This window comes from Streptomyces sp. adm13(2018) (genome assembly GCF_008042145.1).
Lineage (GTDB): Bacteria > Actinomycetota > Actinomycetes > Streptomycetales > Streptomycetaceae > Streptomyces.
In genome coordinates this window covers 1-26,288 of record NZ_RDBH01000048.1, presented here as the reverse complement: position 1 = coordinate 26,288, position 26,288 = coordinate 1, and the positions used below count along the sequence as shown (strand labels likewise).

20 protein-coding genes and 1 pseudogene are annotated in these 26,288 nt (G+C 74.5%); 6 read left to right on the top strand and 15 right to left on the bottom strand.

All coding sequences use genetic code 11. The annotated features are described in order from the left end of the window. Positions 1 to 119: 119 nt before the first annotated feature. The 4 genes from EAO70_RS04050 to EAO70_RS04035 form a co-directional block, all read right to left on the bottom strand. A complete protein-coding gene (locus tag EAO70_RS04050; protein WP_148001638.1) occupies positions 120 to 3,203 on the bottom strand; it encodes a helix-turn-helix transcriptional regulator in 3,084 nt (1,027 codons plus the stop codon). Between the two features lie 71 nt (positions 3,204 to 3,274). After that, complete coding sequence (locus EAO70_RS04045) at positions 3,275 to 3,475, bottom strand: hypothetical protein (RefSeq protein ID WP_148001637.1); 201 nt, start codon at positions 3,473 to 3,475, stop codon at positions 3,275 to 3,277. A 177-nt stretch (positions 3,476 to 3,652) separates the two neighbouring features. Beyond that, the gene (locus EAO70_RS04040) at positions 3,653 to 7,090 is read right to left on the bottom strand and encodes a type 2 lanthipeptide synthetase LanM family protein (RefSeq protein WP_148001636.1); all 3,438 of its coding nucleotides are present in this window, start codon (positions 7,088 to 7,090) and stop codon (positions 3,653 to 3,655) included. A gap of 340 nt (positions 7,091 to 7,430) precedes the next feature. Beyond that, the gene (locus EAO70_RS04035) at positions 7,431 to 8,120 is read right to left on the bottom strand and encodes a transcriptional regulator (protein ID WP_261992646.1); all 690 of its coding nucleotides are present in this window, start codon (positions 8,118 to 8,120) and stop codon (positions 7,431 to 7,433) included. A 274-nt stretch (positions 8,121 to 8,394) separates the two neighbouring features. Between EAO70_RS04035 and EAO70_RS04030 the strand changes: the two genes are divergently transcribed. Beyond that, positions 8,395 to 8,880: a VOC family protein gene (locus EAO70_RS04030; protein WP_148001635.1), complete on the top strand. Its 486-nt coding sequence runs from the start codon at positions 8,395 to 8,397 to the stop codon at positions 8,878 to 8,880. 24 nt (positions 8,881 to 8,904) lie between these two features. On the opposite strand, the gene EAO70_RS04025 is transcribed toward EAO70_RS04030, so the two are convergent. The 3 genes from EAO70_RS04025 to EAO70_RS04015 all read right to left on the bottom strand — a co-directional run bounded on the left by EAO70_RS04025 (position 8,905) and on the right by EAO70_RS04015 (position 11,678). Next, positions 8,905 to 9,435: a hypothetical protein gene (locus EAO70_RS04025; protein ID WP_148001634.1), complete on the bottom strand. Its 531-nt coding sequence runs from the start codon at positions 9,433 to 9,435 to the stop codon at positions 8,905 to 8,907. Positions 9,436 to 9,659: 224 nt separating this feature from the next. Beyond that, a complete protein-coding gene (locus EAO70_RS04020; protein WP_148001633.1) occupies positions 9,660 to 10,826 on the bottom strand; it encodes an alanine--tRNA ligase-related protein in 1,167 nt (388 codons plus the stop codon). A 231-nt stretch (positions 10,827 to 11,057) separates the two neighbouring features. Further along, complete coding sequence (locus tag EAO70_RS04015) at positions 11,058 to 11,678, bottom strand: XRE family transcriptional regulator (RefSeq protein ID WP_148001632.1); 621 nt, start codon at positions 11,676 to 11,678, stop codon at positions 11,058 to 11,060. Between the two features lie 47 nt (positions 11,679 to 11,725). Between EAO70_RS04015 and EAO70_RS38815 the strand changes: the two genes are divergently transcribed. From EAO70_RS38815 to EAO70_RS04005, 3 genes and pseudogenes are all read left to right on the top strand, one after another. Beyond that, positions 11,726 to 12,142, top strand: a complete 417-nt coding sequence (locus EAO70_RS38815) for a hypothetical protein (protein WP_261992645.1) — start codon at positions 11,726 to 11,728, stop codon at positions 12,140 to 12,142. After that, positions 12,075 to 12,515, top strand: a pseudogene (locus EAO70_RS38810) (MFS transporter); the annotation flags it as partial. The gene EAO70_RS38815 and the pseudogene EAO70_RS38810, both read left to right, overlap by 68 nt. A 182-nt stretch (positions 12,516 to 12,697) precedes the next feature. After that, positions 12,698 to 13,744 (top strand): terpene synthase family protein, encoded by a 1,047-nt coding sequence (locus EAO70_RS04005; RefSeq protein WP_148001631.1) that lies wholly within the window; start codon positions 12,698 to 12,700, stop codon positions 13,742 to 13,744. A gap of 54 nt (positions 13,745 to 13,798) precedes the next feature. On the opposite strand, the gene EAO70_RS04000 is transcribed toward EAO70_RS04005, so the two are convergent. From EAO70_RS04000 to EAO70_RS03980, 5 genes are read right to left on the bottom strand one after another with little or no spacing between them, the layout of a single operon-like run. Then, entirely contained in the window at positions 13,799 to 15,262 is a 1,464-nt protein-coding gene (locus EAO70_RS04000; RefSeq protein WP_148001630.1) for a cytochrome P450, read from the bottom strand. Next, a complete protein-coding gene (locus tag EAO70_RS03995; RefSeq protein WP_148001629.1) occupies positions 15,259 to 15,882 on the bottom strand; it encodes a GTP-binding protein in 624 nt (207 codons plus the stop codon). The genes EAO70_RS04000 and EAO70_RS03995 overlap by 4 nt, the downstream gene beginning before the upstream one ends. After that, positions 15,863 to 16,219, bottom strand: a complete 357-nt coding sequence (locus EAO70_RS03990; protein ID WP_148001628.1) for a DUF742 domain-containing protein — start codon at positions 16,217 to 16,219, stop codon at positions 15,863 to 15,865. The genes EAO70_RS03995 and EAO70_RS03990 overlap by 20 nt, the downstream gene beginning before the upstream one ends. Then, the gene (locus EAO70_RS03985; protein WP_261992644.1) at positions 16,216 to 16,623 is read right to left on the bottom strand and encodes a roadblock/LC7 domain-containing protein; all 408 of its coding nucleotides are present in this window, start codon (positions 16,621 to 16,623) and stop codon (positions 16,216 to 16,218) included. The genes EAO70_RS03990 and EAO70_RS03985 overlap by 4 nt, the downstream gene beginning before the upstream one ends. Before the next feature lies 1 nt (position 16,624). Beyond that, positions 16,625 to 17,950 carry a sensor histidine kinase gene (locus tag EAO70_RS03980; RefSeq protein ID WP_148001627.1) on the bottom strand — a complete coding sequence of 442 codons (1,326 nt, stop codon included), beginning with the start codon at positions 17,948 to 17,950 and terminating at the stop codon, positions 16,625 to 16,627. Positions 17,951 to 19,161: 1,211 nt separating this feature from the next. Here EAO70_RS03980 and EAO70_RS03975 point away from each other — a divergent pair. Continuing rightward, on the top strand, positions 19,162 to 20,247 hold the full coding sequence (locus EAO70_RS03975) for a PucR family transcriptional regulator (RefSeq protein ID WP_410091023.1): 1,086 nt from the start codon (positions 19,162 to 19,164) through the stop codon (positions 20,245 to 20,247). Positions 20,248 to 20,305: 58 nt separating this feature from the next. Here the strand turns inward: EAO70_RS03975 and EAO70_RS03970 are convergent, their stop codons facing one another. The 3 genes from EAO70_RS03970 to EAO70_RS03960 form a co-directional block, all read right to left on the bottom strand. Then, positions 20,306 to 21,181: a YhjD/YihY/BrkB family envelope integrity protein gene (locus EAO70_RS03970; RefSeq protein WP_148001626.1), complete on the bottom strand. Its 876-nt coding sequence runs from the start codon at positions 21,179 to 21,181 to the stop codon at positions 20,306 to 20,308. A gap of 15 nt (positions 21,182 to 21,196) precedes the next feature. After that, on the bottom strand, positions 21,197 to 22,528 hold the full coding sequence (locus tag EAO70_RS03965; RefSeq protein ID WP_148001625.1) for a hypothetical protein: 1,332 nt from the start codon (positions 22,526 to 22,528) through the stop codon (positions 21,197 to 21,199). 239 nt (positions 22,529 to 22,767) lie between these two features. Beyond that, a complete protein-coding gene (locus EAO70_RS03960; RefSeq protein WP_148001624.1) occupies positions 22,768 to 25,026 on the bottom strand; it encodes a choice-of-anchor A family protein in 2,259 nt (752 codons plus the stop codon). On the opposite strand from EAO70_RS03960, the gene EAO70_RS03955 reads away from it, so the two are divergent. Continuing rightward, positions 25,016 to 26,288: PLP-dependent aminotransferase family protein (locus tag EAO70_RS03955; protein WP_410091019.1), on the top strand; the 1,273-nt coding region annotated here is incomplete at its 3' end. The genes EAO70_RS03960 and EAO70_RS03955 overlap by 11 nt on opposite strands.

Genomic DNA, 26,288 nt, shown 5'->3' with positions numbered 1-26,288 from the left:
ATACCGGCGGGAACACCCCCCATCCGGGGCCCGCCGAGCCCCCACACCGCGGCCTCGTCCGCCCTCCGCTCCCCCGGTCGCGCCTGCCCGAAGGGCCGGGCGAGGTACGGCCGTTCCGGTCAGGCCGTCGGCCGCGGGACCGCGATCGCGACAGGATCCGCGTCCTCCGCCCGCTCCGCCGACAGGGCGCACAGCGCCGAGCGGTCGACGCAGCCGGTCTTGGCCATCAGACTCGCCATGTGCTTCTCCACCGTCCGGGGCGAGATGCACAGCCGCTGGGCGATCTGCAGGTTCCCGGGGCGCTCCATGAGCAGCACGAACACCTCGTACTCACGCGGGGTGACGCCGGCGGTGCGCAGCTCCGCGGGGATCCGTTCCCGGCCACCGCGGCGCTGCGGCACGCTGACGCCGGCCTGCCGCAGGAGTGACCGGCAGGCACCGGCCACCGGCTGGACGCCCGCCTCGTGGAAGTACTCCTCCGCGGTCCGCAGCCAGGCGACCGGTTCGCCCCAGCCGTCCGTGAGGGCCGCCTCGGCGACGAGCCGCAGGGCGAGGTGCCAGGCCTGCGGGAACACGGCGGCGGCGCGGCCGGCCTCCTCGACCGCCCGGCGCGCGCCGGCCGGGTCCCCGGCCCGGCCGCGCAGGACCGCGTCCGCCATCCCGAGGAACAGCCGGTTCCACGCCAGCTGTCCGCCCGGCGAGGCGAGCGCCTCCCGGTACGCCTCCCGGCCGCCGTCGGCATCACCCCCGCAGTCGGCGCCGTCCCCGTCCCCGTCGAGGATCCGCAGGAGGGGACGGAGCCCGTACCGGCCGCTGAGGTAGAAGAAGCTCGGGTGCTCCCGCTCCCAGGCGCGCGCCGTGTCCAGCTCGGCGGTGGCCCGTGCCCGGTCCTCCGCCAGAAGCGCCCCGATGGCCTGACACAGTCCGCGTTGCAGGGGTACGAGCATGGACTCCTCCCCGCCCGCCCGGCGGAACCGGGCGAGGGCGCGCTCCTGCTCGCGGGTCCGACCCCGGTGGGCGGCGAGCGTGGCGTCCACGAGGAGCAGATAGCGGTGGGCCGAGAGGTTCTGGAGGCGTGCGCTGGCCTCCACGGAGCGGTCGACGATCTCGCGGGCCCGGTCCCACCGGCAGGCGAGGACGCTCTGCATGGCGAGCAGTCCGTCGACGGTCTGGAGCACGGTGAGGGAGCCGAGTTCGTGCGCCGCCGCGCGGGCGGTCTCCAGCTGGGTGGCCTCGCCGGTCCGCATGAAGGCGTTGGTCCCGAGTCGCACGAGGGCCTCGGCCCGCGACACCGCGAGCCGGTGCTTCTCGGCGACCTCCAGCATGCGCACCAGACAGGCGTCGGCCTCGTCGAAGCCGTGCCGGCGTGACAGCAGGGCGAGGAGCTGCCAGGCCTGGCAGGCCACCACGGGCCGGCCGCGCTGCTCGGCGGTGAGGGCGGCGCTCCTGGCGGAACGTTCCGCCTCCTTCAGCCGGTCCCGGCCGTCCCGGCCCGGGGCCCCGGACCCGCCCTCACCGTCGGCCGGGTCCCGGTCGGCCGTCCCGCCGTCCCCCTCCCGGTCGGGCAGGAGGGCCAGATGCCCTTCGACGACCACGAGCGCCGCCTCCTGCTCCGGGCGCGGCCCGGCCCCGAGCAGGGCGCGCGCCGCGCGGATCCGGCGGCGGGCCTCCTGCTGCTGCTCGGCCATCGTCGCCACCCAGGCGACCTGGGTGTGCGCCTGGGCCCGCTCCTCCGCCGCGGGGGACCCGGCGGGCACCGGGGCCAGGTCGTCGAGCAGTGCGGACGCCACGTCGACCCGCCCCGACTCCGCCTGAGCGATGGCGAGTTGTACGGTCACCTCGTCCCGCTCCCCCTCGGCCGCGAGGCCCCGGGCGCGTTCGAGGAGGACGGCGGCGGAGCCCGAGGCCCCGGCGTCCAGCATCTGCCGGCCGACCTGGGCGAACTGCCGGGAGGCCGCGACCTTGTCGCCGGCCGCGAGCCGCAGGGTGGCCACCAGTTGGCTCTGCTCCCCGCTCGTCCCGTCCGCGCCGCCGCCGGTGAGCGAGGCTCCGGCGGACTCCTCGATCGCCGAGGCGGCGCGGCGCGCCAGCGCGGCCTGCTCGGCGGGCGGCAGGGACGCCCTGAGCGCGTCGGCGGTCAGGACGTGGCGGAACGTGTAGTGGTCGTGGGCGGCGCCGTCGGGGGCGATGATCCCGGCCTCGGAGGCGGACCGCAGGTGGGCGAAGAGGGCCCGGTCGTCGAGTCCGGTCACCGCGCGCAGGGCCCCGACCGAGAACCGTCCGCCGAGCGTCGCGGCGATCAGGAGCAGTTCGCGCACCGGCTCGTCGAGCCGGGAGAGCCGGCGCGCCCAGCTGCGGACCGCTCCCGTGGGCACGGTCGACTCGCCGTGGTCGGCGAGGAGCCACCCGCTCTCCGCCCGGCTCAGCCGCCCGAGGTCCAGCAGGTCGGCCAGCAGCACCTCGACCAGGTACGGGTTCCCGCCGGCGCGTTGCGAGAGGTGTCGGTGTGCCGCCGCGGGAACCTCACCGGGGGCGGCGTCCAGACACGCGTCGACCATGGTGCGTACGGCGGTCTCGTCCAGCGGGCCCAGTTCCGTCACCGAGGCGGCGTTGCGCAGCTCGGCGGCGAGCGCCAGGTCGGACGCCGGCCCGGGGTCGGGCCGGAGCGTTCCCACCAGCAGCACGGGGAGGTCCGCCACGTTGTCGGCGACGTACTCCACGACCGCGATCGTCTCGGTGTCGGAGTCGTGCAGATCCTCCAGGAGGATCACGCAGCCGCGCTCGCGGCCCAGCACGGCAAGCAGTCTGAGCAGTGCCTCGGCCAGCTCGACGAGCGAGATGGTGTAGCCGGGCGTCGTCGCCGCGGCCCGCCATTCCGGCACGAGGCCGGCCAACGCGGGACGGTAGGGGTCGAGTTCCGGGTCGTCCGGGGCGCCCGCCGCCCGGAAGCGCGAGGAGAGCGCCTCGGCCAGGGGCCGGAAGGGCACGACGAGCCCGGTGGAGGTGGCGCGCCCGCGGAGCACCGGCATGTCGCGGTCGTAGGCGCGGAGAGCGCACTCGCCGGCCAGCCTGGACTTCCCGATCCCCGCCTCGCCGACGAGGAAGACGGCCCGTCCGGCGCCCCTCCGGGCGCTCTCCAGGGCCTCGTCCAGCAACCCGATCTCGGCGTCCCGCCCCACGATGACCGACGACGTCGCACGCATGTCCGCAGGCTACTTGATCCTTTTCGTGCACGGCAGTGGGCCGGAGGCTGCCGGCCCACACCGCTCGCGCGTCAGGACACGGTGATGGTGCCGGTGGTGTAGGGCATGTCCCACGAGGCGACCGCTTCCACATCGGCCGTCCTGAGCAGTCGGCCGCGCCGCCCGAGCAGGCCGCCGGTCCCGAGGGTCACCTCGCCGATCGGGTCGTCCTGGGCCGCGGTCTCCGCGCCGGCGCCGCCGTTGACGTACGTCACCGAGTCACTGATCTGCATGGTCCTCACTCGTCCTTCGTGTCCGCGGGAGTGGTGGTCGTGCCGTGCCGGTGGTGCGGGTAGTGCCGGTGGTGCGGTCGGTGCAGATGGTGCGGTCGGTGCAGATGGTGCGGTCGGTGCGGTTCTCGGTTCCTCGACGGCGGTCCGTGGTGCGGTCCGCCGTCCCGGAACCCCTACCTACGGTCCCCGCAGGAGGAGGAGCGACGGTACGCGTTCCGGGAAGCCCGCCCGGAGGAGTCCGTGGCCGATCCCCGCGAGCCCGGTCAGCAGACCGGGATGCGGAACTCCGTCCGGGGCGCCGCTCCGTGCGGCGTTCTCCTCGACGGAGGCGAGCAGCGCCCCCGCGCGCCGGATCCAGTGGGTGCGGGCCCCGGGGAGCGCCGGGTGGCCGAGGAGTTCGCACAGGCCGGCCTCGCCGTGGCAGAGGCTGTCGTCCGGCGCGGCGCCGTGCTGCCCCAGCCGTTCGGCGGTCGCGCGGGCCCAGGCGGCCAGCTCCGGGTCCGCCAGGGCGCCGGGGGCGTCCAGCACCGCGAGCGCGATGCCCGCGTCCCCCCGGCACCAGGCCGAGGCCCTGGCGGTGCCGGGTCCGGCGTCCGGGAGAGGGACGGGGGCTCCCCTGTGGTCTCCGTCCTCTCCCGGCGCACGTCCCGGAGCGTCGGCGCCGACGGCGGCCCGGATCGCGGCCAACCCCGCGAGCCGGTACCGCTCGACGCCCGGACGCCCGGTCCCGGCGGCGCTCCCCGGCACCACGACGGCCCCGGCCGAGCCGTCGGCCCGGACGCGGGCCTGCTCTTCGGCCCCGGCCCGGGCCCCGGACCCGGCTCGGACCTGGCCCCCATCCCAGGTCTCGGCCTCAACCCCGCCTCGGGCCCGCCCCTCGGTCTCAGCAACGGTCCCGGCCTCAGCTCCGTCCCGGACTCCGCCTCCGGCTCCGAATCCGGCTCCGAATCCGGCTCCGAATCCGGCCGGTCCTTCGGCTTCCGCCTGCGCCTCCGCGTACCGCAGCAGAGCCCAGCCCATTCCGGCAGTTCCCTGTGCGAACCCCCGGACGTGCGGGGCGGTTTCGGCCTCCGGCGTACCGGTGGCGGCGGAGGCGAGCAGCCGGTCCGCGCAGGCTCGCGCGGCCTGCGTGATCCACGCGTGGGCGCCGTTCCCCGTACCGGCTGCCGCCCCCGCGTGGGGCACCGCCCGCCCGGCGGTACGAGCCGGGCGGGCGGCGGACAGGAGTGCCACGAGACCGCCGGCGAGCCCCGCGCCCACTCCGGGCTCCGCCTCGGTTCCGGTCGCCGCGGCGGCCAGCCGCAGGGCGCCCGTCGCCCAGTCGCCGACCTCCGGATCGCCCAGCAGCCGCCCCGTCTCGCCGAGGGCGTACGCGATGCCGCCGAGGCCGGAGAAGGCCCCCGAGCCCACCGCGCCGAGTTCCTCCGGCCGGGCGCGCAGCACGTCGAGGAGGCCGGGAATCGGCGCCAGGGACGTACGGGCCGCCTCGGCGTAGTGTGCGGCGCCGGTCAGCGCGGACAGCTGGGCGAGGAACAGCGCGGGTCCGGTGTAGCCGCCGGCCAGGTCGGCGGCCATCGGGCCGATCTGCCAGTAGCGGTCGTCGAGGAGTTCCAGGCCGATCCAGTTGCTCCGCGGCCCTTCGCGGTACGCGAGCGAGACCAGCTGGTCGCCCACGGACCGGGCCGCCGAGAGCAGTCGGTCCGGCTCGGGGGCGCGGCCCGCGGTACGGGTGCGCCGGACCGCGGCCGGCCGGTGCGCGGGGACCCGCGAGGTCGTCGCCATGGCCGCCCGTACGATCCACTCCTGGTCCTGCCGGTCGACGGTGTCCAGGGCGCCCAGTTTCGCGGCGACGCGGTCGATCCCCGGCAGGTCCGTCCGGTCGACCGGCGGTCGTCCCGGCGTACCCACGAGGCCGTCGCGCCCCGGCCGCGCGGTGAACAGCGGCACGTCGCCCGACCACAGCTGGGCGATCTCCTCGTCGACCACCCGCGGCGGCAGGAGGGGGCCGAACTGCTCGGTCCGCAGGGTCTCCAGGACGCGCTGCCGGGCGTCCGCGTCCTTCAGGAGATCGGGGTGCGTCGACTCGTCGAGGAGCAGGGTGTACACCCAGGTGGGGCGGACGACCACGCGCACCTCGTCCTCGGCGAAGGCCCGCAACGGGCCTCCGAGGCACAGCAGTTCGTCGCGGGCCGCGTTCACGGCCGTGTACCCGGCCCGGAACCCGGCGCAGAGGGCGTCGACATGGGCGCCCGGGTCGACGGGCCCGCCGTCCGCGAGGCGCGGCCGGTTGGCGGACTCGCCGAACGTCCCCGCCCTGCGCACGAGGCGCATCCGGTCGGTGCCCGCGTCGGCGAAGTCGGCGCGTTCGACGGGCGAGACGCCCTCGTGGCCGCCGCCGACGGCCGACACGTCCAGGGCGCTGTGGTCGCCAAGGAGGAGCTGGGGGAGCAGCCCGACGCGGTACACCGAGTCGTGCAGCGCGCGGGCGGCCGGGTCGGCGGTGCCGGAGCCCGGCAGCGGCGGGTGGAACAGGGTCTCCACGTCGACGAGGACGGGGTGGTCGCCGGCGGCGATCAGGTTCTCGTGGTGCAGGTCGGTGCCGTCGAGGAGGTGGAGCAGGGCGAGCAGCGCGCCCTGGCGGCGGTAGAAGGTCTCGATCTCCGCCGTGGAGTCGCAGGGCCGGGCGGTGACGCACTCCACCCATCCGTAGGCGCCCCGGTCGAGCAACCGCAGGGTGCGCAGGTCCACGGCCCCGGGGAGCGCGTTGAACCGTTCGACGAGGTCGTTGAAGTGGCGGTGCACGGCGAGGGGGCGCGGCTTGTAGACGAGCCGCGTGCCGTCGGCGAAGCGCAGCAGCATCACGCTGCGCCCGCCCCGGTGTCCGTCGCCCGCGCCGGGTTCGACGCCGACGAGCGGGCCCGGGTCGCCGGATCCGGCGAGGGGGCCGGCGGACGTCAGGAGGGCATGGTCGTCCGCGAGCCGCTCCAGGGCCTCGGTCACGGCGTCCGCCGCGTCGATCACGGCGCGCCCGAGGATGCGCGCGAGCACGGGGCGGCCGGCCAGCAGGTCGGAGAGGCCGCGGCGGGTCGCGGTGCGGGCCAGGAAGTCCCGGAACCGGGCCCGCGGGTCCTCCCCCGTGAGGCGTCCCGCGCCGCGCGCCTCGTGCAGTTCGAGGACGAGGGTGCGTGCCGCCGCCCGCGCCAGTCTGCCGCCGAGCCGCCGCTCCAGGTCGTCGCGTACGGCGGTCAGGTCCACGCGTTCGCGCGCCCGGCGGGACAGGTGCCGCTCCAGCCGGTCCCCCGCGCAGCGGGTGAACGGCCGCAGGACCCAGGCGAATCCGCTGAGCCCGGGAAGCGGCCCGGCCGGCGGGGCGACGGGCGGGCCCCCTCCGTCTCGCGGAGGGGCGAGGGCCTCGGGCGAAGCGGCGACGGCCGGATCGGCTTCGGAGGCATGGGCCACGGCCGTCTCCGGGGCGGCGACCACGGCCTCCTCGGCCAGCGCGGCCCAGTCGGGGCGCTCCTCGTCCCCGTCGCCGCGGACGAGTCCGCCGTCCCACCAGCGTTCGACCGCGGACAGCGGGTTCGCCGCCCGCTCGCTCCCGGCTGTCACCGCCATCGTTCCTCCTCGCACGGCCTCCCGGGCGGTTGCTCCGGGCCGGACCCGATCCTCGTACGGGATGGGCCCGCGGGGCATGGGGAACAACCCCCCATGTTTTCGCCGGTGCGCGGTCGAACGGTCGGCGGCGCCCCCGTTCATGGGGGCCGTACCGCCGTGGGGCGGCCCCGCCAAGGGGCCGACCGGCGGTGCGGGGCACCCACGCGCGGCCCCGGACGGCGCGGTCGGCCGGACCGGCGTCGGGGGCGGTCCCCCGTGCCCTGGGTTCAGCGGTCGCTTCGTCCGGGCACGCCCCACCGGGCCGCCCCCACCCGTGGACCAAGAGGCTCCGGCGTTGCCCTCAGGGAGCGGCGGGGACCGTCGGCTCCTCGCCCCGGGCGATGCCGAGGGTGGCCAGCAGATCCTCGTGGAGTTCCATCCACACCGTGTGGCAGGAGTCCTCCTTGACGCGGTCGACCCAGGACAGCTCGCCGCGCCGGACCCTCGCGAGTGCACCCGTGAAGCGGGAGCCGTAGCCGCCGAAGCGGTCGATCCGGGCGCCCAGTTGTTCCGTCAGCTCCTCGATGACCCGTCCCAGCGCGGTGAGTTCGTCGAGCACCCGCCCGTCCCAGAGCGCGTCCCCGTGGTCGTTCACCGCGAGCCGCCCCGCACCGTCCGCCCGCACCTGCCAGTCCGTACAGGCCCGCAGACAGCGGGCGTTGTGGGCCAGGAAGGTCTCGTAGCGCTCCCGGACGAAGAGGCCGAGCCCGGCCCGCGCCAGTTCTCCGGCGAGCAGGCGCTCCCCCTCGGCCCGGCCGGAGTCGGTCAGGGTCCAGCCCCGCGTCCCCGCGAACGCGCGCCGGGTCACCCAGCCCCTCGCCTCGTGGTCGAGCAGGGCCTCGCGCACCACCTCGGCGTCGAGCCCGTAACGCGCCGCCGCCTCCCCGTCGTCGGCCACTCCCTTGAGCCGTACCGCGTGCAGGGCGAGCAGCTCGGGGGCGGAGACGACGGGGCCGGCCGAGGGGTCCTGGAGATCGCTGGGGTTCACCACACGTCAGAGCATAGGTCGCCAGGTCCGGGCGGGGCCCTGCCCGGACGGGACGGGCCTCGCCGGATCGTTCGGCGAGGCCCGCGCACCAGGAGCGGAGTGCGGCGGGGCGGCGCACCCCGTGCCCCGCCCGCGGCGGGCCGGGGCGGCTGCCGCTGTTCGGGGCATCCCGGGTACGGGTCTCCGCGCGGCGCCCGGTCACGACCGGGCGCCTGGCCGTCAATGGGGCGGAGACGGCGGCCGGCGGCGGCCGCCCGCGGCGGGAGAGGCGAACACCGTGACCGTACGACCCATCCCCGAGGGGTGCCCGCGGGTCACTCCCTACCTCTGCGTCGACGGGGCCGCGGCCGCGATCGACTTCTACGTGGCCGTGCTCGGCGCCGAGGAACGCATGCGGATGCCGGCGCCGGACGGCAGGATCGGCCACGCGGAACTCGTCCTCGGGAACGCGGTCCTGATGCTCGCCGACGAGTTCCCGGACATCGGCTTCCGCTCCCCCGCGACGATCGGCGGCACGCCGATCACCCTCCATGTGTACGTGGAGGACGTCGACGCGGTGTTCGCCCGCGCGCTCGCCCGCGGCGCGAAGGAGCTGGCGGCGGTCAGGGACGAGTTCTACGGCGACCGCACCGGTCGGTTCGAGGATCCCTTCGGGCACCGCTGGAACGTCGCCTCGCACATCGAGGACGTCTCGGACGAGGAGGTGGGCAGGCGGGCCGAGGAAGCCCTGGAGTCCCTGGACACCCGGTCGGACGGCACCTGATCCACCGGCTGTACGGGCCCGCTGTCAGCGGCCGTACATGCCTCGGCACAGTTCCGCCGCGCCCATGGGGGCGTCGATCTCCTGGGCCTGACGGCACAGTCGGCGCATGGTCGGTGTGCCCCCGGCCGGGTCGGCGGGCACCTTCGGGCGGGGCGCCGCCCGGTCCTGCGGCGCGGACGCGCGCGGACGCCCGGCGGACGGCCGCGCCGCCTCGCGCTCGGTCCGCGCGCTCCGCCGGGCCGACGGTGCCACGGTCCGCCGTTCCGGCGCGCGACCGATGGCGGAGGCATCGCCGGTGCCGTTCCCCTCGCCGGATCCCGGCCGGGCCCGCGGGCCGCCGGACGGGTCCCCGGGCAGGGGCTCCGTGACGGCGATCTCCTCGTGCGGGACGGGCTGCGCGGGCACCGGCCAGGCGGGAACCGGAACCGGGGGCCGCTCCGCGGCCGGCGCCGCGCCACCGGGCGGGGGCTCGGGCGACGGCGGACGGGGAACGGCGACGCAGCCGGCGGTGAGGAGGACGGACAGCAGCAGGTACGTCGTAGGGCGGGGGTGCATGGAGATCACCGTGCCCGATCCGGCCCGGCCCGCGCGGGCGGCTCGGACCGGGTCCACCGTCACGGGTGAACCCGACCACGGAAGGGCTGCCGCCCGGGGTGGACGTCCACGGGGCGCCTCAGGCGGCGACACCGGGCGCGCCGCCGCAGGCCAGGTCCGGCCGTCCCGCCGCCCGGACCGGCCGCCCCGCCGCCCGAAGCACCCGGATCCGGAGGCCCGCCCGCTCACTCCCCCCGTAGCGTCGTGACCAGGTCCCGGGGCAGGCCGTGTGTGTCGTGGAGGTAGTGGAGGTCCTCCTCGTCCAGCGGGCCGCGGAACCTCGGCCGGGCGAGTACCTGCCGACCGCGTTCGAGGAGCCGGCGGAACCGGCGTTCCTCGTCGAGGAGCGTCCGGCGCACCTCGCCCGGGTCCGTGTCCTGGTGGAAGTGGTCCAGCGTGTGCTCGACCAGACCGGACGGCAGGTCGCCGAGGCTGCGCGTCGGATCGTCCCGCCACAGGGCGGTGAGCACCCGCCGCACCAGCCGGCGCAGTACGTAGCCGCGTCCCGTACTGCCCGGGCGCACCCCGTCGCCGCTGATCACGACGGCCGAGCGCAGATGGTCGTGGACGAGCCGCCGGGTCGGCTCGTCCAGGGTCCAGACTCCGGGGACGAGCAGGCGCCAGGGGTCGAAGACGTCGCAGTCGAACACGGACCGCTTCCCCTGGAGCAGCGAGGCGAGCCGTTCCAGGCCGAGCCCGGTGTCGACGTTGCGCTGCGGCAGGGGGCGGAGGGAGCCGTCGTCGAGCCGCCGGTACCGCATCGTCACGTGGTTCCACACCTCCACCCAGCGGTCGTCCCGGGTGGGCGTGGAGCGGGGCGGGGTGTCCCCGCTCCAGTAGAAGATCTCCGAGTCGGGGCCGCAGGGGCCGGTCGGCCCGTTGGACCACCAGTTGTCGGTGACGGTGAGCTCGACGGGGACGCCGCGGTCCTGCCAGAGCTCCAGCGAGGCGCTGTCCTGCCCGGTCCGCTCGTCTCCGGCGTACACGGTGGCGTGGAGGAGGCCGGGATCGATCCCGAGGCCCCCGGTGAGCAGGTCGTATCCCCAGGCGAGGCTCTGCGGACCCTCGTAGTCGCCGAGCGACCAGGTCCCGAGCATCTCGAAGACGGTCAGATGGGTGGCGTCGCCGACCTCGTCGAGGTCAGTGGTGCGCAGGCAGCGCTGTACGTTGACGAGCCGCCGGCCTCCCGGGTGGGGGCGCCCCTCCAGGTAGGGGGTGAGCGGGTGCATGCCGGAGGTGGTGAAGAGGACCGGGTCGCCGGGCGGCGGCAGCAGGGTGGATCCGGTGATGCGGTGGTGCCCGCGCTCCTCGAAGTACTCGACGAACGTGCGGACGAGGTGCTCGGTCTTCATGGGACGACTCCTTCGCGTACGGCAAGGGAGGCGGCCGGAGAACGGGCCGGCACGGTCGTCGAGGCGGGCGGGGAGAGCGCCACGGAAACACCGGCGGGCCGTTTCCGGTCGCCGGGGGGAGGGGGGAAGGTCAGGCGGCGGCAACCGGCGAGCTGGTCGCTCGCGCGGTTGCGGTGAGGCTTCGGCCGGTGACGTTCATACGAACGACGGTAGCGCGCCGCGGTACGTCGGTCACCCGGTTTTCTCCCCGGGCGAGGGCGGGAGACTCCTCTGCGCGGTCCCGCCGGGGTCCTTCTCGGCCCGGTGACCGCGTCGCGCGTCGCGGTCGAAGATGCCGAGGATCTCGCACGGGCCGCCCTCGGCGCCGATGGCGTGCGGCAGCATCGTGGGGAACTCCGCGGCCTGGTTGGTCTCCACCCGGAAGCGGCGGTTGCCGAGCAGCAGGACGGCGGTGCCGGAGAGGACGACCAGCCACTCGCGCCCCGGGTGGGCCCGCAGGCGCGCGGGGTTGTCCGGCGGGGGTTCGGTCATCCGCTGGCGTACGACGGTCATGCCGGGTTCGGCCTTGATGGGCCAGCGCATCTGCCCGTGGGCCCCGTCGATCATCGGGCTGGTGACGACGTCGTCGGTGGCGGTCTCGACCAGCTGGTCGAGGGTGGTGTCCAGGGCCCGGGCGAGGGTGACCAGCTGGTCCAGGGCGAGGCGGCGGCGGCCGTTCTCGATCCGGCTGAGGGAGGACTGACTGAGGTTCGCCCGGGTGGCCAGTTCTTCGAGGGACCAGCCCTGGGCGACCCGCAGGGCGCGGATTCTCTTGCGCACCAGGCTGTCCAGCTCACCATCTTCTTGCGTCATATGCATCAGCCTATGCTCGCATCGCAAGGTCTGCCTACCGTCGGGGCATGCATCCCAACCAGCCCACCCAGTCGGGCGCTCCAACCGACCCGCTCGGCCCCACCGGCCCACTCGACCTCACCGAACCCACGGACTCACCCGGCACCACCGACCCACTCGACACCACACACCCCCGCCGCACCACCGGCGAGGACGTGCCCGACGCGCGGCGGCGCCGCGCGATCCTGGTCGCCGTCTGCGTCGCCCTCATGGCCGTCGTCGCCTCCGTCTCGGGTCTGAACGTGGCCCAGCCCGACCTCGCGGTCGCCTTCGGCGCCTCGCAGAGCGCGATCCTGTGGATCATCAACATCTACACGCTCGCCCTGGCGGCGCTCCTGCTGCCGCTCGGCGCGGTCGGCCCTGACCGGTTCCCTGCCGCGCGAGCGGCAGGGTGTGGCCTCCGCCCTCGACGACGTGACGCGTGAGTTCGGCACCGCGCTCGGCGTGGCCCTGCTCGGCGCGCTCGTGTCCGCCGGCTACCGCGGCAGCGTCGACGCGCGGCTGGACGGCGTGCCGGGGGAGGTCGCCGGCACCGTGCGCGAGGGCGTCGCGAACGCCGTCGAGGCGGCCGGCGGCGCCGGCTCCCGCGGACCGGCGGTGCTCCGGGCGGCCCGGGAGTCCTTCGTCGACGGCTGGCAGCAGGCCATGTGGGCGGGCGTCGCCGTGATGGCCGTCCTCCTCCTCTACGTCCTGGCCCGGGGGACCCGGTCCGCGGGGGTGGAAACGCCTGGGAAGAATGACGACAGTGTGCGCAGAATTACGGAACGTTCTCCGCAGGGATCGTTTCCTTCCGCATGAAGCTGTTCTGAATACTGGTCAGGAACAGTTGAGGGGTTGACGATCGTGCCTGGCGGGCAGGTTTCGAGGGCCGTGGGCCGGGCATCGTCCGGCGTCACGGCAGTGCGGCCGTCGTCACGAGCGGGAGAACACACAGCCCACCGCGTCCCTCCGCGGCCGAACGAAGAAGGAGGTTGGTCCCCATGACAGTGCGCGCTCCCGAGCAGCCCCGTCTGTGGATGCCCTATCCGCTGCGGGTGAATCCGTATCTGTCGGCCCTGCACGAGGAGAGCGAGACGTGGGCGCGCGCGATGGGCATGCTGGACGGCCCGGAGGGACCGTCGGACCACCCCCCGATATGGACCCGTTCGCAGTTCCACGCCATGACGGTCGACCAGTTGACCGCCTGGGCCCTGCCCGACGCCTCGTTCGCCGACCTCCGGCTCAACCACCGCTTCAACATCTGGGCGTTGGCCTGGGACGACTACTTCGCCGTCGCCTTCAAGCAGACCGGTGACCTGCCCGGCGCCGTTGCCTTCACCGCCCGGCTGCACGAGTTCCTGCGGCCGGACCACGGCGCCCGGTCGCCCGAGCCGACGAACCCGGTCGAGCGGGGCATCGTCGACCTCCAGCGGCAGCTCTTCCCGCCCCGGCTCGCGCACTGGCGGCAGGAGTTCAACCGGGCCCTGGTGCGGTACGTCGACGCGGGGGTGGAGGAGCTGGCCAACAGCCGCGGCGGGCGCGTCCCCCATCTGATCGAGTACGCCCCGTTCCGCCGCGAGAGCTTCGCCGCGCACACCGCCCCGTACTCCGTCGAGCTGGCGACCGGGGCCCGCATCCCGGAGCAGATCCGGTACAGCCGGACCGTACGGGCCCTGCTCGACGCGTTCATGGACTACATGGGGCTGGCCAACGACCTCGCCTCGTACGAGCGCGAGGTGCACGAGGAGCACGACGTCAACAACCTGGTCGTCGTCCTCGGGACGTCGCTGGGCATCGCCCTGCACGACGCCGTACCCGCCGCGCTGAACCTGGTGAACACCCGGCTGCGGGACTTCGAGCACCTGCGGCAGAGCGAACTGCCGCAGCTGGTACGGCGGTCGGGGCTCGGCCACGACGAGCGGGCGGAGCTGGAGACCTGGCTCCAGGGGGCGTGCGGCTTCCTCTCCGGTCTGCACGCCTGGTACACGGGGGCGCCCCGCTACGCCGCCGCCGACCTCTCGGTCCCGGAGCAGCGTCAGCGGTCCTGACGCGTCGAGGGGACTGCCGGCGGACCGGGCCGGCAGCCCCCTCGACGGGTGTCCTCAGCCCAGCCGGAGCAGGCGCTTGAGCCGTGCCCGCCACGAGGGCCGGGCGGCGGCGGGATGCCCGGACTCGGCCGTGGGTGCGGGTCCGGCCGGGGCCGTCCGCCACGGCGGCGCCTCGGGCGTCCCCACGCTCGGCGGCGGCGGGGCAGGCAGCGGGCTGGGGACGTCGAAGTGCTGCGGTGCGCGCGCGGCGAAGCTCACCGGCAGGGCCGTCAGGTGCCGGGCCCAGGTGGAGGAACGCCAGGCGAGGTTCTCCTCGGGGACGGACAGGGCGATGTCCGGCAGCCGGGTGAGCAGGATGTCGATGCCGGTGTCGGCGATGATGCGGCCGATGTCCTGGCCGGGGCACTCGTGGGTGCCGGCACTGAAGGACAGGTGCGCGCGGTTGTGGTGCACCGGGGTCGAGGGGTCGGGCCGGATGGCCTCGTCGACGTTCCCCGCGGCGAGGCCGAGCAGGAGCATGTCCCCCGCCTTGATCTGCTGTCCTCCCAGGGTGGTGTCGCCGTTGGCCCAGCGGCCGGGACAGACCATCAGCGGGGGTTCGTCCCAGAGCACCTGCTCGACGGCCTCCGGCAGGGTCATCTGGCCGCCGGCCAGCGACCCGCGGAAGCGCGGGTCGGTGACCACCATCCGCAGCACGTTGGACATGAGGTTGGCAGTCGTCTCGTAGCCCGCCAGGAGGATGAGGCGCAGGTGGTGCTGGACCTCCTCGTCCGAGAGGTTCGCGGGGTGCGCCATCAGGGCGGACGCGATGTCCTGGCCGGGGCGGACCCGCTTGGCGTCGACGAGCTGCGCCAGGCTCTCCAGGACGTACGCGTTGCTGGCGAGCGAGGTCTCGGTGGCCTTGAACAGGTCACGCGCGGCGTGCACGAGCCGCGGTCCGGCCTCGTCCGACATGCCGAGCAGATGGGTCAGCGTCAGCATCGGGACGTGCTCGGTGAACTGGCCCACCAGCTCCGCCTCGCCGTCCTCGCAGAACGTGTCGATGACCTGGTGGGCGAAGCGGGTGATGTGCCGGCGGATGCCGCGGTGGTCGAACTGGCTGAGGCCGGCGGTGACCGCGCCGCGCAGCCGCTGGTGCTCCTCGCCGTCGGCGCAGACGCAGTCGGGGCGCCAGCCGATCATCGGGACGAGCGGTGAGGTGGTGGGGTCGATCTCGCCGCTGCGCCAGCCGTGCCAGACCCGCGGGTCGCGGGAGAACTGAGTGGGCCGGCTGGCGACGTCGCGGTTCTCCAGGTAGCCGAGGACGAGCCAGGCGCGGACGTCGCCGTCGAGCAGCACGGGCGCCACCGGGCCGTGCTTGGCGCGGAGTTCCTCGTACAGGCCCATGGGGTCGGTCTCGGCGGCGCCGCCGTAGAGGCGGGTCGCTCCCCCGGGTCCCGTGGCGACGTGGGCCGGGCAGCCCGGTGGGGGGATCGTCCCGGGCGTCTCTGTGGTGTGTTCGGCGGGTGGGAGGGTCATGCGGTCTCCTGGGCGGCGGCGAGGTTACTCAGGTAGACCATCAGCGAGAGCAGGGCGTCACGGCAGGACGCCCGGTCCCGTGCGTCACAGGTGACGATGGGCACGGATTCGCTGAGGGCCAGAGCGGTGCGCAGGTCGTCTACAGGGTGGTGCGGGGCCTCCGGGAAGGTGTTGACGGCCACGACGAAGGGGACGCGGCGGTCCTCCAGGCGGGTGATGACCTCGAAGCAGACCTCGATCCTGCGGGTGTCGACGAGCACGACGGCGCCGAGCGCGCCCTCGAAGATGCCGTTCCACAGGAACCAGAAGCGTTCCTGTCCCGGGGTCCCGAACAGGTAGAGGATCAGCTCCTCGTTGATGCTGATCCGTCCGAAGTCCATCGCGACGGTGGTGGTGTTCTTGCCCTGGGCGCCGGGGTTGTGGTCGATGCCCACGCCCGCCTGCGTCATGGTCTCCTCGGTCGTCAGGGGCGGGATCTCGCTGACCGCCCCGACCATGGTCGTCTTGCCGACCCCGAAGCCTCCGACGACCACGACCTTGACGCCCCTGGCACTGTGGGGCAGCGGCATGTCTGTGCCGCGTGGGCCGGCATCGCGTACGTCAGAGCTTGCGTAGTCCATGGATCACCGCCTCCAGCAGGCCGCGTTCGGGGAATGCCGCGACGGGCACGGGTGCGATGGCCTCGACCCGTTCGTCCTCGACGAGTTGGGAGAGCAGCGTGGTGACGATGCTGAACGGAAGGCTGAGGTAGGCCGAGACCTCGGCCACCGACAGCGGATAGGCGCACATCGTGAGGATGGCGGCCTGCTCGGGCTGCATCGCCGCGTCGGGCTCGGAGCGCGTCGCGATGAGGGTGACCAGGTTGAACGTGTTGGCCGCGGAGCCCGAGCCCCCGGTAATGACGTAGAGCGGTACGGGATCGGTCTCATTCCAGGGGTCCTGGTTCTCCGATGTCACATCGCCTGCCCGATGTCCTCACGCGGAGGGCTGGTCATGTGCTGGCCGATCCGGACGACCAGGGTGCGCATGCGGTCGCCGAGCAGACCGGCGTCGACCTGGTCGTCGGCGAGGACCGCGAGGTAGGCGCCCGGTCCGGCCGCCATCAGGGAGAAGTAACCGCCGTCGGCCTCGATCCCGACCATCCTCGTCGAGCCGTCCCCCTCGGGGAACCGCTGGGCGATGGCCCTCGCCAGGCTCTGGATGCCGGAGCAGGCGGCGGCGATCGCGTCGGCCGTGTCGGGCTCCGTGTTCGACTGCCCGATGCACAGGCCGTCCGCCGACAGCACGACGACGTGTCGTACGTACGGGACGCCGCCCACGAGCTCCTTGAGCATCCAGTCCATGTTCGGCAGTGGCAGCATGTTACTCGACCTCATCTGAAGGCTCGCTGAGTGAAGGGGAGGGTGCGGCGGCCCCTCGCTTGTCGCCGTTGAAGGCCTCCCACATCAGACCCGGCTGGCGGGTCGTGCCGGTGGGCCGACGGGACGCGGAGGGCGTGGGGGGCGTGGGGCCCACCTGGACGATCGGTGTCTGGACGGGAGTGTCGCGCCGTCGCTGCGGGAGTCCGTTGACGGTCGTCCCGACCTCGGCGGACGGCGCCGGGGCGTCGACCGGGGGCGTCGGCCTGGGCAGGACCGGGCCGCCGGCGCGCCGCCGGGCGGGCGGCTGCGGGTACCGGACGGCGGACTGCGGCACGGTGGTGATCAGTTCGCGCGGCACCAGCACCACGGCCCGTACGCCTCCGTAGGCGGAGGTGCGCAGGTCGACCTCGCAGCCGTGTTCGCGGGCCAGCCGGCTGACCACGGGCAGTCCGAGCTGGGTCACCTCGCCGAGGCCGGCCAGGTGGATGCCCGAGGCGGACTGGGCCATGATGCGCTCGACGCGCTGTCGGACCTCTTCGGTGAGTCCGACGCCGCGGTCCTCGATCTCGATGGCGATGCCGGAGGGCACCTCGCTCGCGGACACCTCGACGGGGGTGTGCGGGGGCGAGAACGTGGTGGCGTTGTCAAGCAGTTCGGCCAGCAGGTGCATGAGCGGCTCGGCTCCGGGGCCGACGACGGCCACGGCGGTCACCGACTGGAGCTTCACCCGCGGGAAGTCGACGATGCGGGACATGGCTCCGCGCAGGACGTCGTAGAGCGGGATCGCCTTCGACCACTGCCGGCCGGGGCGCGCGTCGCCGAGGACGGCGATGCTGGCCGCGAGACGGCCGATCAGGGCGGTGCGGTGGTCGACGCCCTGGAGACCGCGGGAGACCACGAGGTCGGTGCCGTGGAGGATCTGCATCGCGTGCAGGTCCTTGGCGAGCTGGTGGACGATCGCCTGGACGCGGCGGGCGACCGCGACGAGGGCCCGCTGCGAGGCGTCCCTGGTGTACTCCTCCGCCTCCACGGCTTCGAGGAGGGTCTGCAGGGCGCCGTGGACGGCTTCGGTGAACTCCTCGTCGAGGTGCTGGCCGAAGTCGACGGACCGCAGGATCTCGGAGGCGGGGTCGCCCTTCTTCATCCGGGCGACCGCGGCCGGGAGCAGCTCCTCGGCGAGCCAGACGGTGGTGGCGCGCTGGTCGGCCAGCCGGCCGAGCAGGGCGGCCTCGCGCCGCGTGTAGTAGTCCTGCGCGTCGACGATCGCGCGCTCGTGGCGCGCCGCCTCGCCCGACCGCAGCAGGCGCGCGGTCACGGCGGACGTCACGGCTGTCAGGGCGACCGCGGCAAGTCCGCACCAGGCGACGGGTGTCCGTATCTGTGCAGAGGAGAAGAGAAACGCCAGGGCAAAGGCTCCGGCCAGAACTCCGGGGGGGAGGAGCCACGCACGGTCGACCGCGGGTGGCCGGGCTCTGGAAAACGAACCTGCACGAACCATCAAGGGGTCCCTAATCAGTCTGGAACGAACGGACTGAGGTGATGCGATGCGCCGACCGGAACGAATCGGGTCTCATTCGGGCGAGTGGCCCTTTTCCGTCCGCGTCCACCACAGCGATCATGACTCGCTGTGACCGCGTCGCAACACACCGGGGAGCATAGTCAGTTCGGGTTCGCCATGGGCCCGTGCTGGAAGGGCTGCCTCCAGTGGTCAATATCGACCCTTAAAACGACTGTTCACTGCACGGAAGATGCAATGAACCGATCACATCGAAGCACCTATTCATCAGATTTCACGGCCCCCGAACAGACGACCGCCTTGCGGGCGGACCCCCTTTCCGGCACCCGGGGACGGGCGGCTCCCCCACCCCGCCCGGTGTGACGTGCGCCACGCCTTAAAAGTCCTTTAAGGAGCAAGGTCACGAAGGGGGCGGTTTGCGGCGGTACGACCCCAGTTGACGCCCCCTTTGAACGATGGTCAAGATCTCCACGACTTCGCCACACCCCACCCGGCTTCACCTCATCTGGAGCATTCGATGCGCAACAGGGCTGCCCCGACCACAGCGGTCACCACCGCGGCCCGGGGACCGGCGCACCCGGAGCGGCCGGCGCGCCCGGAGCGGCATGAGCAGCCTTCGCACCCGGAGCAGCCGTCCGGCCGTGTCTTCGGGATGGTCGCCGAGCCGGACCGCAGCGGCACGGGGGTACGCGGGCAGGACATCGAACTCTTCGACGCCCCCGCGACACCGCCGCCGGACACGACGCGGGCCGCCGCGCCCTCCGCCGCCCCGCGACGCTCCCGGCAGGCGCGCCCGGCGCCGCACGCGCGGCGGCCCGCGTCGCTTCCGCTGGTGGTCACGGGCGTGCTCTCCGCCGGCCTCGCGGGCGCCCTCGCCGTCTGGCTCTCCGCGGGCCCCGAGGCCGGCGGAGAGCACGCCCGTGACCACCAGCGGAAGCGACGCGGGCCGCCGCGCGTGCGGCGCCGGGCGCGCCTGCCGGGAGGTCCTCGTACGGCTCCCGTCCCTGGGCGACGGCCACGGCGTGGGCGTGGGAGAGGAGCAGGCCGAAGCGTTCGGCCCGCTCGGCCAGGCGGCCGAGGTCGCTCCGGCCGTAGAGCAGGTCGTCGATGAACTCGCGGCGCGCGGCCTCCTCCMGYCGSASCGCGAGGCGCTGCGCACCTGGGGAGAGCGCGCCGCGGAGGCCGGCGTCGGCCTGCGCGTCCTCGTCCGCGCCCATCTCGCCGCCGCCGAGCGGCTGCGCCTCACTCTGCCGCGGACCTCCGCCGAACACCTGCTGAGCGCCGTCGAAATGGCCGTCGACGCCTTCGCCGAGGGCCATGAACGCGCGCAGCGCCTCGCGGTGCGTCAGGAGGAGGCCGCGCGCCGCGAGTTCATCGACGACCTGCTCTACGGCCGGAGCGACCTCGGCCGCCTGGCCGAGCGGGCCGAACGCTTCGGCCTGCTCCTCTCCCACGCCCACGCCGTGGCCGTCGCCCAGGGACGGGAGCCGTACGAGGACGGCTTCACGGTCACCCGTACCGTCGAGGCCTCGCTCATCGCCCGCTTCGGCAACCGGCGCATCCTGCTCACCACCAAGGACGGCCGGCTGATCTGCGTCGCGCCCGCCGACGAACCCGACGTCCTCACCCACTTCGCCAAGCAGGCGTACGCGGCGACCGACGGCGGGCAGGTGGCCATCGGCCGCGCGCACCCTGGGCCCGGCGGTGTCGTCCACTCCTACGAGGAGGCGCTCAACGCGCTCGACCTCGCCGCGCGGATGGACCTCGACGATCCGGTCCTGCGCGCCGCCGACCTGCTCGTCTATCCGGTCCTCACCCGGGACCGGCAGGCCATGGCCGACCTCGTGCGGACCGTTCTCGGGCCGCTCCAGGAGGCCCGCGGCGGCGCGCGGCCCCTGCTCGACACCCTCACGGCGTACTTCGACACCGGCTGCACCACCGCCCAGGCGGCCCGCCGCCTCGGGCTGAGCGTGCGGGCCATGACGTACCGGCTCGACCGGATCCACCGGCTGACCGGTGCCGATCCCGGCGACCCGGTCCAGCGCTACACCCTCCAGACCGCCGTCGTCGGCGCCCGCCTGCTCGGCTGGCCGGACCGGCCCCTGTGAACGCTCCGGAGCCGGACCTGCGCCTCTGAACACTCCGGAGCCGGACGTGCCCCTGTGATCACTCCGCCGCCCGCTCGGTGTCGACGTCGTCCAGGCCGAGACGGCGGCGCAGGGGCGGCTCCTGCGCGAGGACCGCGCCGATGGTGAACGCGAAGGTGATCGCCGCGCACACCACGATCAGCCAGGACAGCATGGTGAGGACCAGTCCGAGGGAGCCGTACTCGGCCAGCGCCTTGTCGAGCGCGGTGGGCATGTACAGCCGGGCCGTCAGCCCGAGGACGCTCGTGGCGATCCCCGCCAGGAGCGCGCCCGGGAGCAGCGGCAGCCAGGGGACGCGCTTGGCCAGCAGCAGGTGCTGCGTCCACATCCAGATGCCGACGCTCACGAGGAAGAAGACCGGGACGCCGAGCCAGAGGCCGGCGCCGAAGCCGTCCCGCAGCGGTCCCTGCACGAGGACCACCACGAGCAGGGCGAGCAGCCACACCACCCAGCGCCAGACCGCGACCCGGGTCTTCGCCCTGGGCAGCGCCCACGCGCGCTCGCAGACCCGGGCCATGGCCCGGCTGAAGCTGGTGGCCGAGACCAGCGCGACGACCAGGCCGACCGCCCCGGTGGTCTCCCGCAGCTCGTCGTCGCCGGAGCCGTTCAGGACCTTCTGCAGTTCGACGTCGGAGCTGCCGGTCAGCCCGAACATGGCCCGCAGGGAGTCGCGCAGCTGGTCCCGTACCGCGGTCGGGGCGAACGCCGCCACGGCGAACAGCAGGGGGACGGCGGCCAGGAAGGCCTGGGCGGCGAGCCTGGTCCCGGCGTCCAGCAGGTTCCCGCCCAGCAGCCGGCTCGCGATCTCGGTCAGGACGGGGAGCCGCCGCTCCGCCCGCGCCCGCAGGCGCCGGCCCCGGGCCGCGAGACCGGCCGCCGTCCTCTTTCCGGGCACCCCGGGCACCGGCCCCTACGACCGGAGCTGCGCTTCCCCGCCGGCGTCGGCAGGCTCCGCCGCGAGGAACCGGACCACCGCGAAGGCGAACAGCAGGGCCAGGGCGAGACCGACGACCACCCAGGCGGTCGGGTGGTTCCAGAGGACGTACGCGAGGACCGCCAGCAGGACCAGGATCCAGGTGATCCACGTGTGGTGCCGGCGCAGGAACGGGCCGACCGGTCCCGTCCGCAGGCCGGCCCGGTCCGCCGCGGCGCGGGTCGCGTCGATGCCGGAGTTCCACATGCGACGGGTGACGACGGCGGGGCGGCTGGGGCCGGTGAGCCAGGCGGCGAGGGCGACCACCAGTCCGAGGACCACCACCATGCGGACCGTGGTGCGCAGGAAGTGGATCAGCGCGTCGTAGACGGACGAGGCGGCGGCCTGCGAGACGTCGTCGGGCAGGGCGTTCAGGTAGACCGTGCGGAAGACGGTCAGCGCGATGCCGAGGACCAGGGCCGCGGCGGCGAGACCGATCGAGGCGGCGATGACGGTGCGCCGGCGGTGGGTGGCGAGCAGGACGCCGGCGGCCACCAGGAGCAGGGCGAGGACGGGCAGCCAGAGGCCCATGACCTGGAGCAGCCGGAACCCGGTCTTGACCTTGCCGATGTCGTCGGAGGTGACGACGGTGAAGTCGGTGTGGACCTCGGGGATCTTGGCGGCCACGGTCAGTCCGGAGTCGACCAGCCGCGTCTTGACCCGTTCGATGACGGGGGCGAGGTCGACGGTCACGGTGTCGTCGTCGATCTGTACGGCTCCGTCGCCACTGCCCGTCAGGGCCCGGACGACGGAGGTGTGGACGGCCCGGTTGGCGTCGGTCCAGACCGTCTCGAAGGCGTCGGAGGCGACGACCTCCTGCGCCTTGTCGTGGACGAAGCTGCTGAGGGCGCTCTCCAGGGATCCGCCGAGCTTGTCGAGTCCCTTGGCGAGGAGCGGACGTTCCTCGGGGGCGGCCTGTTCCAGGAGGTCCTGGAGGTCGATGTGCTGCATGACCGCGGCGGTCACCCGGTTCGCGACCGCCGCCTGCACGTCTGCGTCGGAGGCGAGCGGGGCGACGGTGGCGACGTACCGGTCGGTGTCGCCGACGATGTCGGACGTCCAGGCGGCGACGATGCCGAGCGGGGCGAGGACGCAGCCGATCACGATGAGCACGGCGGCCAGGAACGAGCGGCCGCGGTGCCGGGGAGCCGGGCGGGCGGCCGACTCGCCCTCCAGGGCGGCGACCCGCGCCCGCAGCGCGGACAGTTCGTCCGTGGGCCCGTCGTTCCCGTCGTTCCCGGCGTTCCCGACCTTGTCGTCAGCGGCCACAGGTGCCTCCTCACGGTGTGGACCCAGCCAAACCCGACTGCGCGGTTCCGGCCAGACAAGGCGGATCGAACGGGTGAGACGGAGCGGGGTGCGGGTGGGCCGCAGGGTCGCTTCGGATGGCTGCGGGGGGCGCCTCCGGGGGGCGAACGGGCCGCGCTCACCGTCCCCCAGGGGGTCGGTGAGCGCGGCTTCGTCGTCATGCCCGGCGGACGGCGGCCCTGGGCGGGCCGCCGGCCGGCTCAGGCGGTGCCGGCGCGGGCCTTGTCGCGGGGGCAGGAGCCGTAGCCCTGGTCTCCGTACCCTTCGTCGCCGTAGCCCTCGTCACCGTAGCCGCCGTCCTCGCAGGGGTCGTCGGCTCGGCTGTTGTCCAGCCGGGCCACCACGAGCCGGTGGTCGGCGTCGAGGGTGTAGGGACCGGTGACCGGGTCGGCCGGCAGGACGTAACCGTCCGGGACGGCGGTCTCCCTCAGGTAGTAGGTGCCGTTGTCCAGCTCACCGAAGGAGCAGAGCCCCGCCCGGTCGGTGGTGCAGGACGTCCCGACGCGGGTGTCGGGGGTGGCGCCGCCCGTCTGCAGTCCGGCCTGCCCGTTGGTCTCCTCCCACAGCTCGAAGGTCGCGCCCGGCAGCGGCAGACCGCTGTCCGCGTCGCTCTTCAGCAGCTTGACGGAGCCGGTGCCGGGCGGGACGGGGGTCCGGCTGTTGGCAGCGGTGACCGACACGCCCGCCTCGGCGTTCGCCTCGGTCAGGACCAGCGGCCCGAAGACCGCGGGCGACGGCAGGTCGTAGCCGTCCGGAGCCGCCGTCTCCTGCCAGTAGTACGTCCCGGTCTCCACGGTCCGCTCGCAGACGCCGTCGGCGCCGGTCGTGCAGGTCTCACCCACCTGCGTGTCCGGATTCGCACCGGAGGTCTGGAGCCCCGCCGTACCGTTCGTCTCCTCCCACAACTGGAAGGTCGCCCCCGGCAACGCCGCACCCGAGAACGCGTCCGTCTTCAGCACCCGCACCTCACCGGTGGTGCCCGGCGTGGTGCTCGGCGTGTTGGCCGCCGGGACGGAGACGCCCGCCTCGGCGTTCGCCTCGGTCAGGACCAGCGGCCCGAAGACCGCGGGCGACGGCAGGTCGTAGCCGTCCGGAGCCGCCGTCTCCTGCCAGTAGTACGTCCCGGTCTCCACGGTCCGCTCGCAGACGCCGTCGGCGCCGGTCGTGCAGGTCTCACCCACCTGCGTGTCCGGATTCGCACCGGAGGTCTGGAGCCCCGCCGTACCGTTCGTCTCCTCCCACAGCTGGAAGGTCGCCCCCGGCAACGCCGCACCCGAGGACGCGTCCGTCTTCAGCACCCGCACCTCGCCGGTGACCGGGGCGGGCCCGTCGCAGTCCGGGAGGTCGCCGTTGAAGGGGTACGCGTGGAACTCCTGGCCGCCGCCGCCCGACGCGGCGCTGGTGTGGGTGAGGGAGCCCGTCGTGAAGAAGCGGCCGTTGACGCCGGGCAGCGTGACGGTCGTGCTCGACGCCTGGTTTCCGATGAGGAAGCTGCCCTGGAACTGCCCGGTGCCCGCCAGGTTCACCGAGGTGGCGTCGGGGAAGTTCCACAGCAGGCGCTCGCGATACGAGTTGAGCGGGTCGGTGTTGTCGTCGATGCCGCCGCTGTACGTGGTCAGCCTGCGCGTCTCGCCGAGGACGTTGACGAGGATCGTCGCGTCGTCGGGAATGTTCGCGAAGACGATGCCCTGCTGGCCGTTCGGGCCCTCCAGGTCGAAGTCGACGTTGAACACCTGGAGCGCCGAGGTCCCGTCGCCGGTGAAGAGCGTCTGGCCGCCCTGGTTCACCGCCGTGCCGGTGGGCGTCCTCGGGCTGCCGTCGACCCGGGCGTAGCAGCTGCTGGCGGCGGTGAGCTGGTCGCGCAGACCGGCGTACGGCGCGACGGCGTTCGCGTCCTGCACCAGCGTGCCGGTCACCGTCCCGGACACCGCGCCCGCGTGGCGGACGATGCCCTGCTCGTCCGGGAGGCCGCCCGTGGTGTCGAGCGTCTGGCCCGCGGCGACGGTGACACCCCCACCGGTGGTGAGGAAGTCCGATCCGTCGGGCGGGGGGACGCGCGAGCCCACCCCGACGATGCCGAGGTTGTAGGAGCCGCCGGCGGCCGGGTCCTTGTTCTGGTCGAAGTCGTCGAGGACCACGACCCGTCCCTCGGCCTCGGCCGCCCGGCCGCGGACGAGGAAGTCGTTCCCCACGAAGATGTTGATCGCGTTGTCGCGTCCGGCGATGGGGCCGTTGTCGATCCCCGGGAACGGGTCGGGGCAGTCCCCGGGGACGCAGGGGCGCTCAGGCCCTGGCGTCGCGCCCCAGGCGGCGGCCTCCCGCGCGGGCGGGGCGGCCGCGGGGCGGCACGCGCGCGGGGCGGGTACCGGGCCGCACGCCCGGGGCACGGCCGGCAGGCCGCACGCGCCGGATGCGGCCGGCGGGCCGCACGCGCGCGGGGCGGGGCCGGTGCCGCGCACGCCGGGTACGGACTCGCACGCACCGGGCACGGGTACCGGGCCGCACGCCCGGGGCACGGCCGGCAGGCCGCACGCGGCTGATACGGCGGGCGGGCCGCACGCGCGCGGGGCGGGGCCGGTGCCGCGCACGCCGGGTACGGACTCCCACGCACCGGGCACGGGTACCGGGCCGCACGCCCGGGGCACGGCCGGCAGGCCGCACGCGCGCGACGCGGGCGCGGTGGCCGTGCGGGTGGACTTTCGGCCGGGGACGCCCGATCTGTCGCTCTTTCCCCGGGCCGCCTGGTCGGCGGCGCAGCGGGCCGTTCTCGCCCGGCTCCCCCACCACGCCCTCGGGTATCCGGACCCGCGCGGGCTGCCCGCGCTGCGGGAGGAGCTGGCGGCCATGCTGACCCGGCGCCGGGGTGTGGTGGCCGATCCGGAGCGGCTCGTGGTGTGTTCCGGGGTGGCGCAGGCCTTGACCCTGCTCGGCTTCGTGCTGCGGGCGCGGGGGCACGCCGCGATCGGCATCGAGGATCCGGGCAGCCCGGAGCACGGGCGGCTGTTCTCCTCCACCGGCCTGGACACGGTGTGGCTGCCGCTCGACGGGGAGGGACTCCGGCCGGAGCCGCTGGCCGCCTCCGGGGTGCGGGCGGTGGTGGTGACCCCCTCGCACCAGTTCCCGTCCGGGATCAGCTGGTCCGCGGAGCGCCGCGCGGCCCTGCTCGGCTGGGCCCGGGCCGTCGACGGTCACGTCCTGGAGGACGACTACGACGGCGACTTCCGGTACGACCGGGCTCCGGTCGGCGCGCTCCAAGGGCTCGACCCGGAGCGCGTGGTCTACGCGGGCTCGGTCAGCAAGTCGCTCGCGCCCGGACTGCGGCTCGGCTGGATGCTCGTCCCCGGGGAGCTGCTGGCCGAGGTCGTCGAGCGCAAGCGGACGATGGACCTCGGCAACCCGGTCCTCGACCAGGCGGTGCTCGCGGAGTTCGTGGCGCGGGGCGCGTACGACCGGCAGCTGCGCCGCTGCCAACGCGCCTACCGGGAGAGGCGGGACGCACTCCTCGCGGCCCTCGCGGAGCACCTGCCGGGGACCGAGGTGAGCGGCATCGCGGCGGGACTGCACGTCATCGCGCGCGTACCGGGGCGCTACGGCCCGACCGAGCGCTTCCTGACCCGGGCGGCGGCGGCCGGGGTGGCGTTGCGGCCCCTGGAGGAGTACGGCACGGCGCGACCGGGGGACGGGGAGGTGCGGCTCGTGATCGGCTACGCGCACCTGGCGC